Annotated in this window: 13 protein-coding genes; 1 reads left to right on the top strand and 12 read right to left on the bottom strand. The window is 38.1% G+C overall.

The genetic code is table 11. The features are described 5' to 3' along the window. Positions 1-215 precede the first annotated feature (215 nt). From ACE38V_RS11940 to ACE38V_RS11910, 7 genes are all read right to left on the bottom strand, one after another. Complete coding sequence (locus ACE38V_RS11940; RefSeq protein ID WP_375841471.1) at positions 216-518, bottom strand: thioredoxin family protein; 303 nt, start codon at positions 516-518, stop codon at positions 216-218. An 18-nt stretch (positions 519-536) separates the two neighbouring features. Continuing rightward, positions 537-893: a toprim domain-containing protein gene (locus ACE38V_RS11935; RefSeq protein ID WP_375841470.1), complete on the bottom strand. Its 357-nt coding sequence runs from the start codon at positions 891-893 to the stop codon at positions 537-539. A 231-nt stretch (positions 894-1,124) separates the two neighbouring features. Continuing rightward, the gene (gene gcvH, locus ACE38V_RS11930) at positions 1,125-1,508 is read right to left on the bottom strand and encodes a glycine cleavage system protein GcvH (protein WP_375841469.1); all 384 of its coding nucleotides are present in this window, start codon (positions 1,506-1,508) and stop codon (positions 1,125-1,127) included. A 119-nt stretch (positions 1,509-1,627) separates the two neighbouring features. Beyond that, on the bottom strand, positions 1,628-1,987 hold the full coding sequence (locus ACE38V_RS11925) for an arsenate reductase family protein (protein WP_375841468.1): 360 nt from the start codon (positions 1,985-1,987) through the stop codon (positions 1,628-1,630). 279 nt (positions 1,988-2,266) lie between these two features. Further along, positions 2,267-4,051, bottom strand: a complete 1,785-nt coding sequence (locus ACE38V_RS11920) for an acyl-CoA dehydrogenase family protein (RefSeq protein WP_375841467.1) — start codon at positions 4,049-4,051, stop codon at positions 2,267-2,269. Positions 4,052-4,107: 56 nt separating this feature from the next. Then, positions 4,108-5,283, bottom strand: a complete 1,176-nt coding sequence (locus ACE38V_RS11915) for an acetyl-CoA C-acetyltransferase (RefSeq protein ID WP_375841466.1) — start codon at positions 5,281-5,283, stop codon at positions 4,108-4,110. A 50-nt stretch (positions 5,284-5,333) separates the two neighbouring features. Next, on the bottom strand, positions 5,334-7,718 hold the full coding sequence (locus tag ACE38V_RS11910) for a 3-hydroxyacyl-CoA dehydrogenase/enoyl-CoA hydratase family protein (protein WP_375841465.1): 2,385 nt from the start codon (positions 7,716-7,718) through the stop codon (positions 5,334-5,336). A 250-nt stretch (positions 7,719-7,968) separates the two neighbouring features. Between ACE38V_RS11910 and ACE38V_RS11905 the strand changes: the two genes are divergently transcribed. Continuing rightward, on the top strand, positions 7,969-8,100 hold the full coding sequence (locus ACE38V_RS11905) for a YuzL family protein (RefSeq protein ID WP_375841464.1): 132 nt from the start codon (positions 7,969-7,971) through the stop codon (positions 8,098-8,100). A 282-nt stretch (positions 8,101-8,382) separates the two neighbouring features. Here ACE38V_RS11905 and ACE38V_RS11900 read toward each other — a convergent pair whose 3' ends face one another. From ACE38V_RS11900 to ACE38V_RS11880, 5 genes are all read right to left on the bottom strand, one after another. After that, positions 8,383-9,297, bottom strand: coding sequence for a proline dehydrogenase family protein (locus ACE38V_RS11900; RefSeq protein WP_375841463.1), 915 nt, complete (start codon positions 9,295-9,297; stop codon positions 8,383-8,385). A gap of 217 nt (positions 9,298-9,514) precedes the next feature. Next, positions 9,515-10,276, bottom strand: coding sequence for a hypothetical protein (locus ACE38V_RS11895; RefSeq protein ID WP_375841462.1), 762 nt, complete (start codon positions 10,274-10,276; stop codon positions 9,515-9,517). Further along, the gene (locus tag ACE38V_RS11890) at positions 10,266-11,084 is read right to left on the bottom strand and encodes an ABC transporter ATP-binding protein (protein ID WP_375841461.1); all 819 of its coding nucleotides are present in this window, start codon (positions 11,082-11,084) and stop codon (positions 10,266-10,268) included. Before ACE38V_RS11890 ends, ACE38V_RS11895 begins: the two co-directional genes overlap by 11 nt. A gap of 24 nt (positions 11,085-11,108) precedes the next feature. Next, positions 11,109-12,164 (bottom strand): FecCD family ABC transporter permease, encoded by a 1,056-nt coding sequence (locus tag ACE38V_RS11885; RefSeq protein WP_375841460.1) that lies wholly within the window; start codon positions 12,162-12,164, stop codon positions 11,109-11,111. Further along, complete coding sequence (locus ACE38V_RS11880) at positions 12,161-13,165, bottom strand: FecCD family ABC transporter permease (RefSeq protein WP_375841459.1); 1,005 nt, start codon at positions 13,163-13,165, stop codon at positions 12,161-12,163. The genes ACE38V_RS11885 and ACE38V_RS11880 overlap by 4 nt, the downstream gene beginning before the upstream one ends. Positions 13,166-13,329: the final 164 nt, after the last annotated feature.

The raw sequence follows: 13,329 nt of genomic DNA, 5'->3' as shown, positions 1-13,329 counted from the left end.
TAGATAATAATTCTATTAAATGGCATAAATCCCTTTAACAACTTTTATTTTCTTTCGACAAAAAAAAGACAATGGAGCTTTTTATCTTCCATCGTCTTTTATTTCCTAAGAAATATGTCAAAATTTACAAGAGCATCCTAATTGATGTCGAGTGTTTTGGGACTTTCAATGCCAAATTTCAACACTTTGTCCATTGGTAAAAAATACTCTTATCTTCAATTAGATTTCACTAGACCTTGTAATTTTTCATATAAATGAGGAACGGAGTGAAATGCATAAATTCTTTCAAGAATTTTCCCATTCTGAAAGATAAGAAGGCAAGGCACACTTTCTATTGACCATTCTTTAGCATATTCTGGTATGAAATTTAAATTCATTTTGCGAAATTGCTCATTTGGTAATAATTGTTCAACTACTTCGAGAATCTTACCGGCAATTTTACACGTTCCACAAAGGGGAGTATACAAATAGAGGAAAGACACTCCCTTTTTCTCCATATATTGTTTTAAACCTGACATTGATGACTCATCCATTTGCTAACCTCTGTCTAAAAATTCTGTATAGACATCTATATTTGCTCCCGTTAATACAGTTGCTAAGTGATATTCTGGAGCCGTTGCTACTTCACGATAGCACCTATCAATATAAAGATGCTCAGCATCAGGAAATTCTCTTTTTAATTGATTCCGCAGCTTCATCCCTGCTTCATCAGCATCGACTAAAATATAAATATCGCGATCCTCAAGTGTGTCTACTAATTCATCAAGCTTTGTCATGCTAATGGTTCCATTCGTGCAGATCACATCAATAGGTTCCTTGATAATATTCATTATTTTTCTTTTATCCGATGTTCCTTCCACAATGATTACTTTATCTGGTTTATCTTCATTCATTTTGATCACCTTGATCGAAAGTATAATTACTTTACCATATTCATTATATTAGAAAATGGTGTACCTATCTATGAGAATGAATCTATCCATTTATGCTTCTTTTACTGAGGGTTAAATGATTCCCTCTACCTATTCCAAGGCAATCAGCTTAAAACAAGATTGTTCAAGAAAAAAATAAGCGGGTCGAACCACTTATCCAAAAAGTTGTTCGACCCTCCTCTCAATAAAAAATTAGTCCTCTTTAATCATTTCTTCATATTGTTCAGCATTCATTAAGTTATCTAGTTCACTAGAATTAGAAGGCTCTATAACAATCATCCAAGCCTTTTCATATGGTGATTCATTAACATTTTCAGGATTATCATTTAAATCCTCATTAATTTCAACAACTTTACCACTAATAGGTGCATATAATTCGGAAACGGTCTTTACTGATTCCACACTTCCGAATGGCTCATTTACTGTTAATTCATCACCAATTTCTGGTAATTCTACAAATACAATATCTCCTAACTCAGATTGAGCAAAGTCAGTAATCCCAATACGAATTTTTTCCCCTTCTACTTTTGCCCATTCGTGTTCTTCAGAATAGCGTAAATCCTTAGGAATACTCATGATAAATCCCTCCACCTTCTATGTATCACTTTTTTGAATAATCAATCTATCATCATCATGACATGAATATTTTGATTAAGCAAGACTGTTTTCTAGGAACATACTTGGAAGAAATCTCACTATTTGTGCCAAGTATGTTCGAATTCTTCCTCTTTAAATCCAACCGTTACATTCTCACCTTCTGTGACAATTGGACGTTTCATTAACATCCCATCTGATGCCAATAAGTCGAGCAATTCATCTTCAGACGCTGTCGGAATGATATCCTTTACTCCTAGAGAGCGATATTTTTGCCCACTTGTATTAAACAATTTCTTTATGTCTAGACCACTATTTTTAAATATTTCCTCTATTTTTGAGCGTGATGGTGGATCTTCTACAATATTTATTTCTTCATATGATAGTTGATGCTCATCAAGCCACTTTTTTGCTTTTCGACAAGTTCCGCATTTTGGATACCAATAAAAGCTTAAAGACATACTTATCACCATCCTTCAATCATTATTTCCATTTCACAACAATTACAATCAATTGAATCATAACATAATTTAACTTTCAATCCTAATACTGAGTTTTGAGAACGTATGCAAAGTCATTGAAAGTTGTTTCTTTATGATTGGGATTGGAAAGGAAATAAGTTTATTATTGCGATAATGATCTTCAAGAATCTCTCAGCATCTAATATTAAACTTAAAACTTCTCCCCATGAAAAAACTCTCTATGCCAGCAGTTTGCCGACATAGAGAGTTTCTTGTTTCTTAAAGGACATAACGTTCTACATCAATGATCTTCAACGCAGCTTCCCGTTTTTTCGCAATGACATTGATTGGAGTGTGGCGAGTTAATTTACGTAAAACAGAAATCATCATACGTAATGTATCTCCACTTTCTGCTGCAACCAATGTTTCTTTTGCGTCTAATTCAATTTTATTAAATGCTTCTTGACAGAAAATTTCTGTGTAAAGAAGTTTTTGATGACTCTTTTCAATTCCTTCTTTTGCAATGGCCTTTTCCGTACGAAGAACGGCAGATTCCATTGCGTAAACATTCGCAACAATATCCGAAATATTAACAAAAATTTCCTGTTCCTGATCGATTTCCTTGCCATATTTTTGTGCCGCTAAGCCTGCTGCTAATAAAGCGATTTTCTTCGCGTTTTTCACTAAATATTTTTGTGCAGCCAATGGTTCTTCACCTGGCTCTTCAGGCATAAGTGTCAAAATTTCTGCTTGTAGCTCTTGTGCCTTTTGGAATAATGGAAGCTCACCCTTAAGGGCTTTCTTTAAGTAAGTGCCAAGTACAAGTAAACGATTAATTTCATTCGTTCCTTCAAAGATTCGATTAATACGAGAATCACGATAAGCTCTGGCAATCTCGTATTCTTCCATGAAACCATAGCCTCCGTGTAATTGGACGCCTTCATCGACAACATAATCAAGCACTTCTGTGTTAAAGAATTTTCCTAATGAACATTCAATTGCATATTCAGCGATGGAAGCTGCAACTGCTTTACCCGTTTTTGCTTCATCTTCAGAAAGCTTGCTCATCCGATCTTCAAATAATCCAACGGTCCGATAAATAGAACTTTCAGCTGCATATATGTTAGAGGCCATAGTTGCGAGCTTTTCTTTTGTTAAATTAAACGAAGATATAGGTGTTTTGAATTGTTGACGCTGATTTGTATATGGAACCGTAATTTCCATTGCATGTTTCGCTCCACCTAGAGCACCTACCCCTAATTTATAACGACCAATATTTAAAATGTTAAAAGCAATGACATGTCCGCGCCCAACTTCTCCTAAAAGATTTTCCACTGGTACCTCAGCATCCTGAAGAATCAATGTACGAGTAGATGAGCTCTTGATTCCCATTTTATTTTCTTCAGCACCTGTTGATACTCCGGGGAATGCTCTTTCCACGATAAAAGCAGAGAATTTGTCACCATCAATTTTGGCATAGACTACAAATACATCGGCAAAACCAGAGTTTGTAATCCATTGTTTTTCCCCGTTTAATACATAATGCGTTCCTGCTTCATTAAGCTTAGCAACCGTTTTAGCTCCAAGTGCATCGGAACCTGAACTTGGCTCTGTTAAGGCATAAGCTGCAATTTTTTCACCAGTCGCAAGTAACGGAAGATACTTTTGCTTTTGTTCTTCATTGCCAAATAACACGATTGGCAGTGAACCAATTCCTACATGGGCACCATGCGTGATACCAAAGCCACCTGCAATTGACATTTTTTCAGCAATCAAAGCTGAGCTAATTTTATCTAATGAAAGACCACCATACTCTTCTGGAATATCCGCTCCTAAAAGGCCTAATTCACCAGCAGATTTTAATAATTTAACAGAGCGATCAAATTCATGTTTTTCTAAATATGGAACTTCAGGTAATACTTCATTTACGACAAAATCCTCAGATGTTTTCGCAATCATTTTATGTTCATCTGTAAAATCCTCTGGAGTAAATACTTGATTATACGTTACATCTTCAATTAAAAAGCTTCCGCCTTTAATAATATTTTCAGTTGTGTTTGCCATTCATTTTTCCTCCATTTCTTTTGATATAGGGCTTTTTCTTCAAATCCAAAAACTATTTATAAAAGTTCAAATACCCCTGCAGCGCCCATTCCGCCGCCGATACACATTGTAACGACACCAAATTGTTCGTTGCGACGTTTCATTTCATGAATGATAGATAGTGTAAGCTTCGCTCCTGTGCAGCCAAGTGGATGACCTAAAGCAATCGCCCCTCCATTGACATTTACTTTCTCCTCATCCAATCCTAATTCACGAATGACTTGAAGAGATTGAGAGGCGAATGCTTCATTTAACTCAAACAAGCCGATATCAGAAATTTCTAAACCCGCAAGCTTTAACGCCTTTGGAATGGCTACAATCGGTCCGATTCCCATTACTTCTGGCGGAACTCCGCCGACCGCGAAGGAACGGAACTTTGCCATTGGTTTTAAACCATTGGCTTCTGCTTTCTCCCGATCCATGACCATCACAGCAGCAGCCCCATCACTGGTTTGTGAAGAGTTTCCTGCCGTAACAGTACCTCTTACATTAAATGCAGGACGCAGCTTACCTAAAGTGTCTACTGTTGAGTCTGGACGAACACCTTCATCTTGACTAAATAAGAAGGTTTTTTCTACTAATTTGTTATCAGCTCCAACGGTCCGCTTTGTTACCTCAACTGGAACAATTTCATCTGAAAATTTTCCTTCAGCAATTGCTTTTGCTGCCTTTTGGTGACTACGGACAGCAAAAGCATCTTGGTCATCCCTTGTCACACCATATTTTTTAGCCACTTCCTCAGCCGTATGACCCATTCCCATATAATATTCTGGTGCCGTTTCTGCAAGCTTTACATTCGGACGGACGACGTGACCCATCATTGGAACCATGCTCATGGATTCAGCTCCACCTGCAATAATCGTGTCAGCATGACCAATCATGACCTTTTCCGCTGCATAAGCGATTGCTTGCAGACCTGAAGAGCAGAAACGATTCACTGTAATCGCTGGAACTGTATCAGGAAGACCAGCCAACGCTCCAATGATTCTTGCCATATTTGTTCCTTGTTCCGCCTCAGGCATAGCATTGCCGATGATTAAATCATCAATATTTCCTTCATAATTCCCGGCACGCTTTAGGGTTTCTTTTACAACAAGAGCACCTAAATCATCAGGTCGAACATGAGCCAAAGACCCCTTTTTCGCTTTTCCGACCGGAGTACGAGCGCCTGCTACTATTACCGCTTCTCTCATCTCATTCCCTCTCTTTCCTTCTGTTCTCAAATCTATTATTCTATTCATTTTTAATTGCGTAATGGTTTCCCTTTAACAAGCATATGCTGCATTCTTTGTTGAGATTTCGCTTCAGCAACTAAACTTAAAAATGCTTCTCTTTCTAAATCCAATAAATACTCTTCATCGACCTCTGTTCCGTATGACACCTTACCGCCAGCAATGACATAAGCAAGTTTTTTGGCAATTTTCAAGTCATATTCGGAAATATATCCAGAATAGTACATGGATTGAGCGCCCAATAATAAAGTTGCATAACCAACTTCCCCTACAACCGGTACCTTGCGGCGTACAGGTGGTTTATAGCCTCCTTCGTATAAGCCAAGTACTGCCTGCTTTGCATCATATAATTGATGATCTGGGTTTACACTAATGCCATCTGTAAAGTTCAGGAAGTTATTGTCACGTGCTTCTTCACCAGAGGCTGATACCTTTGCCATCGCAATGGATTCAAATACTTTATTTGCCACTAATTGAAGATCAAAATCAATTCCATTAGGGAGGCTGTTCAAATGCTTAATATAAAGCTCTTTATTACCACCGCCACCAGGAATTAAACCTACTCCTGTTTCAACAAGTCCCATATAGGTTTCGGAAGAGGCTTGGATATGAGCTGCAGGTAAACAAACTTCTGCACCTCCACCTAAAGTCATGCCAAACGGGGCCGCAACCACTGGTTTTGTACTATATTTAATTTTCAATGTAGCTTGTTGAAAACTCTTAACGGTTGCATTTAATTCAAAGATATCATCATCTTGAGCCGCCATTAAAATCATTGCAAGATTGGCACCGACGCAGAAGTTTTTCCCTTGGTTTCCAATCACGAGTCCTTTGTAATTCTTCTCAACTTCGTCAATGGCCAAATTAATCATTTGCGTAATATCAGGTCCAATTGCATTGTTTGGTGAAGTAAATTCAAGTAAGGCCACTCCATCGCCTATATCAATAAGGCTTGCTCCACTATTTTTCAGAATGACTTTGTTTTGCTTCTTTAATGCTTTAAGATTAATGACCTTCGGATTTTCAAAAGCTAATTTGTATTCACCATTTTGATAGAAATATTTTTTTCCATCCTCTTCTTTATAGAAGGAAGCGTTGCCTGTTGCAAGCATCTCTTTCACCCATGCTGGAACCACTAATCCAACTTGTTCCATCTTTTGAACAGACTTCTCTACACCAATCGCATCCCAAATTTCAAATGGACCCTGCTGCCAGCCGAAACCCCACTTCATTGCGTTATCAATCGCAACGATATCATCAGCAATGGTTCCCAATAGCTCAGCAGAATACATGAGGGTAGGTGTCGTGATTTTCCACAATAATTGTCCAGCGCGATCATCTGCATATAGTAGCGTTTTCAATTTATTTGCTAATCCTTTTTGTTGTTTGCTTAGCTCAATAGAAGCTGTTTTTAATTTTTTCACAGGACCGTATTCTAATGTGTCTGGATCTAATTCAAAAATTTCTTTTCCCTTTTTCACAAAAAATCCTTGGCTGGATTTAGCACCTAGCCAGCCGTTTTCTAGCATTTTCGTGATAAATCCTGGTACTTCAAATACTTCCTTTTCTTTTCCTTCCACTTGGTCGTAGACATTTTTCGCTACATGAGCAAAAGTGTCAAGACCTACTACATCTAATGTGCGGAAGGTTGCACTTCTTGGTCTGCCGATTATTGGTCCTGTTACGGAATCAACTTCCCCAACACTATAGCCGCCTTTTAACATTTCCTGTACGGTTATCAGCAAGCCGTAAGTTCCAATGCGATTGGCAATAAAATTTGGTGTATCCTTCGCTTCCACAACCCCTTTGCCAAGCACATCCTCACCAAATTCCTTCATAAAGGAGACAACTTCCGGATCTGTAGCCTTTGTTGGGATAATTTCTAAAAGCTTCAAATAACGCGGAGGGTTGAAAAAATGAGTACCTAAAAAATGCTTTTTAAAATCCTCTGAACGGCCTTCAGCCATTGCTTCAACTGAAATTCCTGAGGTATTGGAGCTAACGATGCTTCCTGCTTTCCGATGTTGATCGATTTTTTCAAAAATTTGTTGCTTGATGGCTAAATTTTCAACGACTACTTCAATAATCCAATCCACGTCTTTAAGACGCTCCATATCATCATCAAAATTTCCTGGTTCAATTAGTGCGAGATTTTTCTTTGAGGTAAGTGGTGCTGGCTTTTGCTTAAGTAATTTTTGAAGTGCAGTGGCGCTAATGCGATTGCGCACTTGCTTATTTTCAAGGGTTAATCCTTTCGCTTTTTCAGCGTCCGTTAATTCACGAGGTACAATGTCTAGCAACAATGTCGGAATCCCAATGTTTGCTAAGTGTGCAGCAATTCCAGATCCCATCACCCCTGATCCTAGAACCGCAGCTTTTTTAATTTGTTGGACCAACTAATTCTCCCCCTTTTGTGTTTGAATGAATACTCATTCATTTTTTGTCGAAAAAAATATTCATGAATGTGTTCCACCTATGTAATTACTATAAAATATTTTAAAAATTTACGCAATAATCAGATGACTTATTTTTAAATTTTTTTGAAAGTTCCATCAATCATGATGGATATTCCAATTTCTGATAATTATTTTCCATTAGGGAAAATTAAGTAATGAATGGTTTTGTTATTTTAAAGGGGGTGTACTGATGGCACGATTGAAGAAAAACCCGTCTAAAGCTGGTGTAAGTGCAACAAGCGTAAAAGGAAATGCTGGTCCAACTGTAGAAAGGGATGACGGCGGAAAAGTAAATAGCCAGAATAACCAATTTAAAAAATAACTGGTTATGGATAAAGTGAAACTTCCATCAGTGGGGGCTTTCAACGCTCAGGACGTGAAGTGTGCAGACTTATGTGTTGACGTCGCGCTTTTAGTCTGCCATTCATCCCCCACTGATGGTTAGTTGAACTTATCGGACCTTTACGGACAGTTGATCTCCCACCTATCTTCTTCGTATTCTCAGAATCTTGAAGTGGGAGTCTTACTGTCCGTTAAGTGTGGGATAAAAATGGCTGACTTTGGATGATTGTTTCCATTCGTCAGCCTTTTCTTTTATTATGTATTACTTGAACATACCTTTCAGCACAAATGCCACATTAGCAGGGCGCTCAGCTAAACGGCGCATAAAGTAGCCATACCAATCTGTCCCATACGGAACATAGACACGCATTTTATATCCTTCTTGTACTAGTTCCAACTGCCTCTCATTGCGAATTCCATAAAGCATTTGAAATTCAAATTGATCATTTGAAATATGGTTTTCCTTTACCAATTGCTTTGTATATTCAATAATCGCTTCATCATGGGATGCAACTGCCGTGTAGTTTCCATTTAGCAAATGCATTTTAATAATATTTTTATAATTCTCATCGACATCTTTCTTTTCAGGGAAAGCTACTTCTGGCGGTTCCTTATAGGCACCCTTTACAAGGCGAAGATTAGGAGAAAATTCATTTAAGTCACTAACATCCTTTTCAGTTCGATAAAGATAAGCTTGAATAACCGTTCCAATATTTTCGTATTCTGATTTTAACTGTTTAAAAATATCTAACGTTTTTTGGAAACGAGTGAAATCCTCCATATCAATGGTCACAAAAATATGATTCTTTGTAGCTGCATCAAGGATTCTGTACATATTCCGCATCACGACTTCATCGGATATATCTAGGCCCATTGATGTCATTTTAAGGGAAAGCTGTGATTTTAATTTTTCACGACCAATTGCCTCAATGGCAATAATGCAATGATCAGCCATCACATTTGCCTCTTGTTCGTTATCAACAAATTCGCCTAAGTAATCAATGGTCACTTCAAGGCCCTTGCTGTTTAGATCCTTAATTACCTTTACTGCTTGCTCAATTGTTTCTCCTGCAACAAAACGGGAAGCTCCAAAGCGCAATCCGTATTTTTTAGCCATTTTCGTAAGAGATTTGTTTTTTGACAAAAAGAGAAAAAAGTTTCTTAAAAGTTGTTCCATTCAGTTTCCCCCTTCAAATACATGACCAAATTATTTGAAAAAATGAATGTCAATTGGAGATTTCACGAGCCTCCTCCATAAGCAAATGGCAACGAAAAGAACCTCGATTTCCCTTACATTTTATCATTTATTGACAATATTTGAATATATTTTTATTTTCGAAAATTTTTTAAAAATTTTCTTAGAGAAAGCTTTTTGAATGGTCGATTTTTTATTCCTAGATCGGACAATTATTCTTGCAGTATGGTGGACAGACTTTACAACGCCTGCTATTTTGATTGATTAAATAGGAATTGCAGCATGTTTTTCTTGGGCGAACCCATTCATCGAGCTCACCGATGTAAACCTTCGTTTGCTGAAATGGTTGGAAAGGATTATCTATAAAGTTTCCGAAAAGGGGACCGGGAGCTTCCTCCATCACATACTTAAAGTCCTCCTTCACCCTCTCCTCAGCCTCTATTTGATTTAGGACGACCTCATATAGCCAAAATAAATAGACCGCAATATTTTCCAACAAAACATTCTGGGGAACTTTTGCTATTTTCATAGTTAAATTAATCAGAGGGGCGATATGAGCAGCAAACAACTCTTTAATTGCAACCTCTCTCCACCCAATCCGGTTCGTTAATGCTTCTTCCACTTCAAGCTTTTGAAAATAAAAAGTTGGAAACCAATGCTTATCATTCGTATTTGTCTGTATAAAAATTTTATCAAAATCAAGCTTTAGTTTCTTATTCCAAGCTGTGATAGGCAATAAATAAAGCACTGATAAATAAGCATAGCGTTTGAAAAAGATCGATGCAGCTACCCGAATATTCGGTGCCCCTATCTTCACTTGTATTTCCTGTAAGTATTGAGTTAAGAAGGACTCATTCAACAAATCCGCTATTTTGATGCTCTCTGAGGCATCCCTCGTCGATAAAGAAAGCCGATAATGGCTTAAAAGCTTAACCTCATGATCTTGAAGCTCAAGAGCCATTAACGACACCTTCCTTTAATAAAATTCTTCCTTTTCCATAAGGAATACACAATGGGGTTCCGAATAATGGATCAATCGTAACCTTACAATCCAAATTAAAAACATGTTTAACTAAGCTGCTATTAATAACTGCCTCAGGTTTTCCATGCGCATATATTTTTCCTCCTTGAATGGCCACGATATTATGGGCATAGCGACAAGCTAGGTTGATATCATGAAGAACCATTACAACGGTTCTTTTCTCCTTTGCATTTAATTCAAACAATAAATCTAAAATTTCAATTTGATGAGTCATGTCAAGATAAGTAGTAGGTTCATCCAATAAAATAATATCCGTATCCTGTGCAAGTGTCATGGCTATCCAAGCACGTTGTCGTTGACCACCAGATAGTGAATCTACAAGGCGATCCTTTAAATCCACCATTCTTGTTGCCTGAAGTGCCTGATTGACTTTGATTTCGTCTTCTTCCGTCCATTGTTTTAACCAGGTTTGGTACGGAAATCTTCCTTGCTTTACTAATTGCAGAACGGTTAAGCCTTCTGGTGCAATAGGAGATTGAGGGAGCATCGCCATTTGTTTTGCGACCTCTTTTGATGGCATTTTTGCAATCGCCTTGCCATCCAATAATACAGTCCCCGCTTTTGGCTTTAACAGCCGTGCAATTGAACGGAGTAAAGTCGATTTCCCACAACCGTTTCCACCAATAAAAACGGTTATTTCCCCTTTTGGAATCTGCAAGTCCAATTCCTTTATAATAATGGAATCCCCATAAGATAGTGTTAAATTCTGAGTTTCAATCACATGCATGTGAAAACCCCCTATTTTTCGATACTAGGCATTTCTCGTTTTAAACAGCAAATAGATGAAGTAAGGAGCACCGATACCCGATGTAAAAACACCAGCGGGGATTTCCAAAGGTGAAAACAAAGTTCTTCCAACTAAATCCGCAATCATTACGAGAATTCCACCAATTAATGCCGATACTGGTAATAAGGCTCCATACGAAGAACCGACAAGCCTTCTTGCCATATGTGGAGCCATTAAACCAACAAATCCGATTCCACCTGCAAAGGCTACAGCACCCCCTATTAAGGCAGTACTAATCATTAAAAGGAAGAATCGCCCTCGCCCAATATTGCTGCCGACTCCTGTTGCAATTTCATCTCCAAGCTCCTGTATATTAATCTTTCTCATCATAGCAAAAGTCATAAGGATAAGAATGCATGTCCAAGGAAGGAGCATTCCTATATTTTCCCAAGACGCGCTATTTACCGTTCCTGTTATCCATATATTTGCCTGACTTGCTTGATAAATTGGCCCTAAAATCATAAATAATGTTGTTAATGCCTGCATGAGCATGGATAAGCCAATCCCAATCAAAACAAGCCTTATAGGCGTCACTCCATTTTTCCAAGCAAGAAGGTAAACCAGCAGTGACACAACTGCAGCCCCGATAAAAGCAGCTAATGGCAACCATTTAATACTTACCGTTAATGCATGATTAGAATCACTGAACATGGCGAGAAAACTTACCACTGCTACGGCTGCTCCGCCTGTAATTCCTAGTATATCCGGTGAAGCTAGTGGATTACGAATCATCCCTTGAAGAATCCCGCCTGAAACAGCTAGGGATATCCCCACTAATAAAGCAACGATAATTCTCGGCAAACGAAAGGAAAAAACAACAAGTTTGTCCATATCATTTCCCCCACCAAAAAGAACTTTTAATACGGTTAGAGGAGTTAGATTCATTTCTCCCAGCCCTATGCTTAATATAAAAACAGCTACTGTCACTATGAGCATTACCCAAAAAGTTCTTGTCGCTCTTTTATCGATTAAAAACGAAAGCCTTCCCTTAAAAATTCTCAGGCTTTTATACTGTCTCATTTTCCATTGAACCCCCTTCTTACAATATAAAGAAAGAATGGAGTCCCAATGATGGCAGTCATTACCCCTACCGGCACCTCACGCGGCATAATCACATATCTCGCTAAAATGTCAGCAATTAAAAGAAGGATTGCCCCAAGAATTCCTGCATAAGGAATGACCCATCTGTGATCGATTCCCACAATCGACCTTGTGACATGCGGAATAACAATGCCAATAAATGCAATAGGTCCTGCTGTCGCAACTGAACTACCGGCAAGAAGAATAACGATGATGGCAACAGCCATTTTGACCATTCCTGTTCTTAACCCTAATCCTTTGGCTACATCCTCTCCCATTGCTAACACATTCATTTTCGATGAAATCAATAATGATCCAAGAAAGCCAATACCGAAATACGGGAGAGTAGCAATCAATACTTCTAATTTTCTCCCTTGAACAGACCCAGCCAGCCAAAACAAAACTTGATCGAGCACTGCATCATTCAATACTAGAAAGCCTTGTGAAAAAGAAGAAAGCATTGCTGCCATAGCAGCTCCGGCTAACGTTAACTTCATCGGGGTTAACCCCCCTCTGCCAACAGTGCCAATTGTATAGACTCCAAGAGCAGCAACTGCTGCCCCCAAAAATGCAAACCATGCTGTTGATTGTAGGCTCGATACCGAAAATAAAGTGACGGCAATAACAACGGCAAAACTGGCACCTGCGTTAACACCAAAAATTCCAGGCGATGCTAAAGGATTTTTGGTCAGGGTTTGCATCAGAACTCCAGATATTGCAAGGCTACTACCAACAGCTGTAGCAATGAGGGCTCGTGGAAATCTGACTGTTTGAATAATAATTTGTTGATTGGTGCCATTATTATTTGTAAATGCTTCCCATGCCATTTTCCAAGTTGTATTAGTATAACCGTATATAATACTTGCACACATTAATAATAGTAAGATGAACCCTGCTAGTATTAATCCAAGCAATCGCTGTGCATTACTCTTTAATAACATATTTCTTTACCTTTCCCTCGTCTTGATGATAAATAACTTGACTATTTCACTTTTAGTCTATTTTAACAAGCCATTTATGTCAATGACTTTGAAAATCATTTTCAATTAGTAGTTGACAATGCAGTTCCTTCAAATTATGATTAATTTCGTAATCGAAAATGATT

Source organism: Cytobacillus sp. Hz8 (assembly GCF_042263505.1).
Taxonomy (GTDB): Bacteria; Bacillota; Bacilli; order Bacillales; family Cytobacillaceae; genus Bacillus_BE.
Note: the sequence above shows the minus strand (reverse complement) of the source record. Positions and strands in the feature narration are given on the sequence as shown.

Bases quoted from the DNA above. Each gene is read 5' to 3' on its own strand.
- ACE38V_RS11905 (WP_375841464.1), top strand. From the start codon at position 7,969: ATGGCACGATTGAAGAAAAACCCGTCTAAAGCTGGTGTAAGTGCAACA.
- gcvH (WP_375841469.1), bottom strand. From the start codon at position 1,508: ATGAGTATTCCTAAGGATTTACGCTATTCTGAAGAACACGAATGGGCA.
- ACE38V_RS11890 (WP_375841461.1), bottom strand. From the start codon at position 11,084: ATGCATGTGATTGAAACTCAGAATTTAACACTATCTTATGGGGATTCC.
- ACE38V_RS11925 (WP_375841468.1), bottom strand. From the start codon at position 1,987: ATGTCTTTAAGCTTTTATTGGTATCCAAAATGCGGAACTTGTCGAAAA.
- ACE38V_RS11885 (WP_375841460.1), bottom strand. From the start codon at position 12,164: ATGAGACAGTATAAAAGCCTGAGAATTTTTAAGGGAAGGCTTTCGTTT.
- ACE38V_RS11895 (WP_375841462.1), bottom strand. From the start codon at position 10,276: ATGGCTCTTGAGCTTCAAGATCATGAGGTTAAGCTTTTAAGCCATTAT.
- ACE38V_RS11915 (WP_375841466.1), bottom strand. From the start codon at position 5,283: ATGAGAGAAGCGGTAATAGTAGCAGGCGCTCGTACTCCGGTCGGAAAA.
- ACE38V_RS11900 (WP_375841463.1), bottom strand. From the start codon at position 9,297: ATGGAACAACTTTTAAGAAACTTTTTTCTCTTTTTGTCAAAAAACAAA.
- ACE38V_RS11935 (WP_375841470.1), bottom strand. From the start codon at position 893: ATGAATGAAGATAAACCAGATAAAGTAATCATTGTGGAAGGAACATCG.
- ACE38V_RS11920 (WP_375841467.1), bottom strand. From the start codon at position 4,051: ATGGCAAACACAACTGAAAATATTATTAAAGGCGGAAGCTTTTTAATT.
- ACE38V_RS11880 (WP_375841459.1), bottom strand. From the start codon at position 13,165: ATGTTATTAAAGAGTAATGCACAGCGATTGCTTGGATTAATACTAGCA.
- ACE38V_RS11940 (WP_375841471.1), bottom strand. From the start codon at position 518: ATGTCAGGTTTAAAACAATATATGGAGAAAAAGGGAGTGTCTTTCCTC.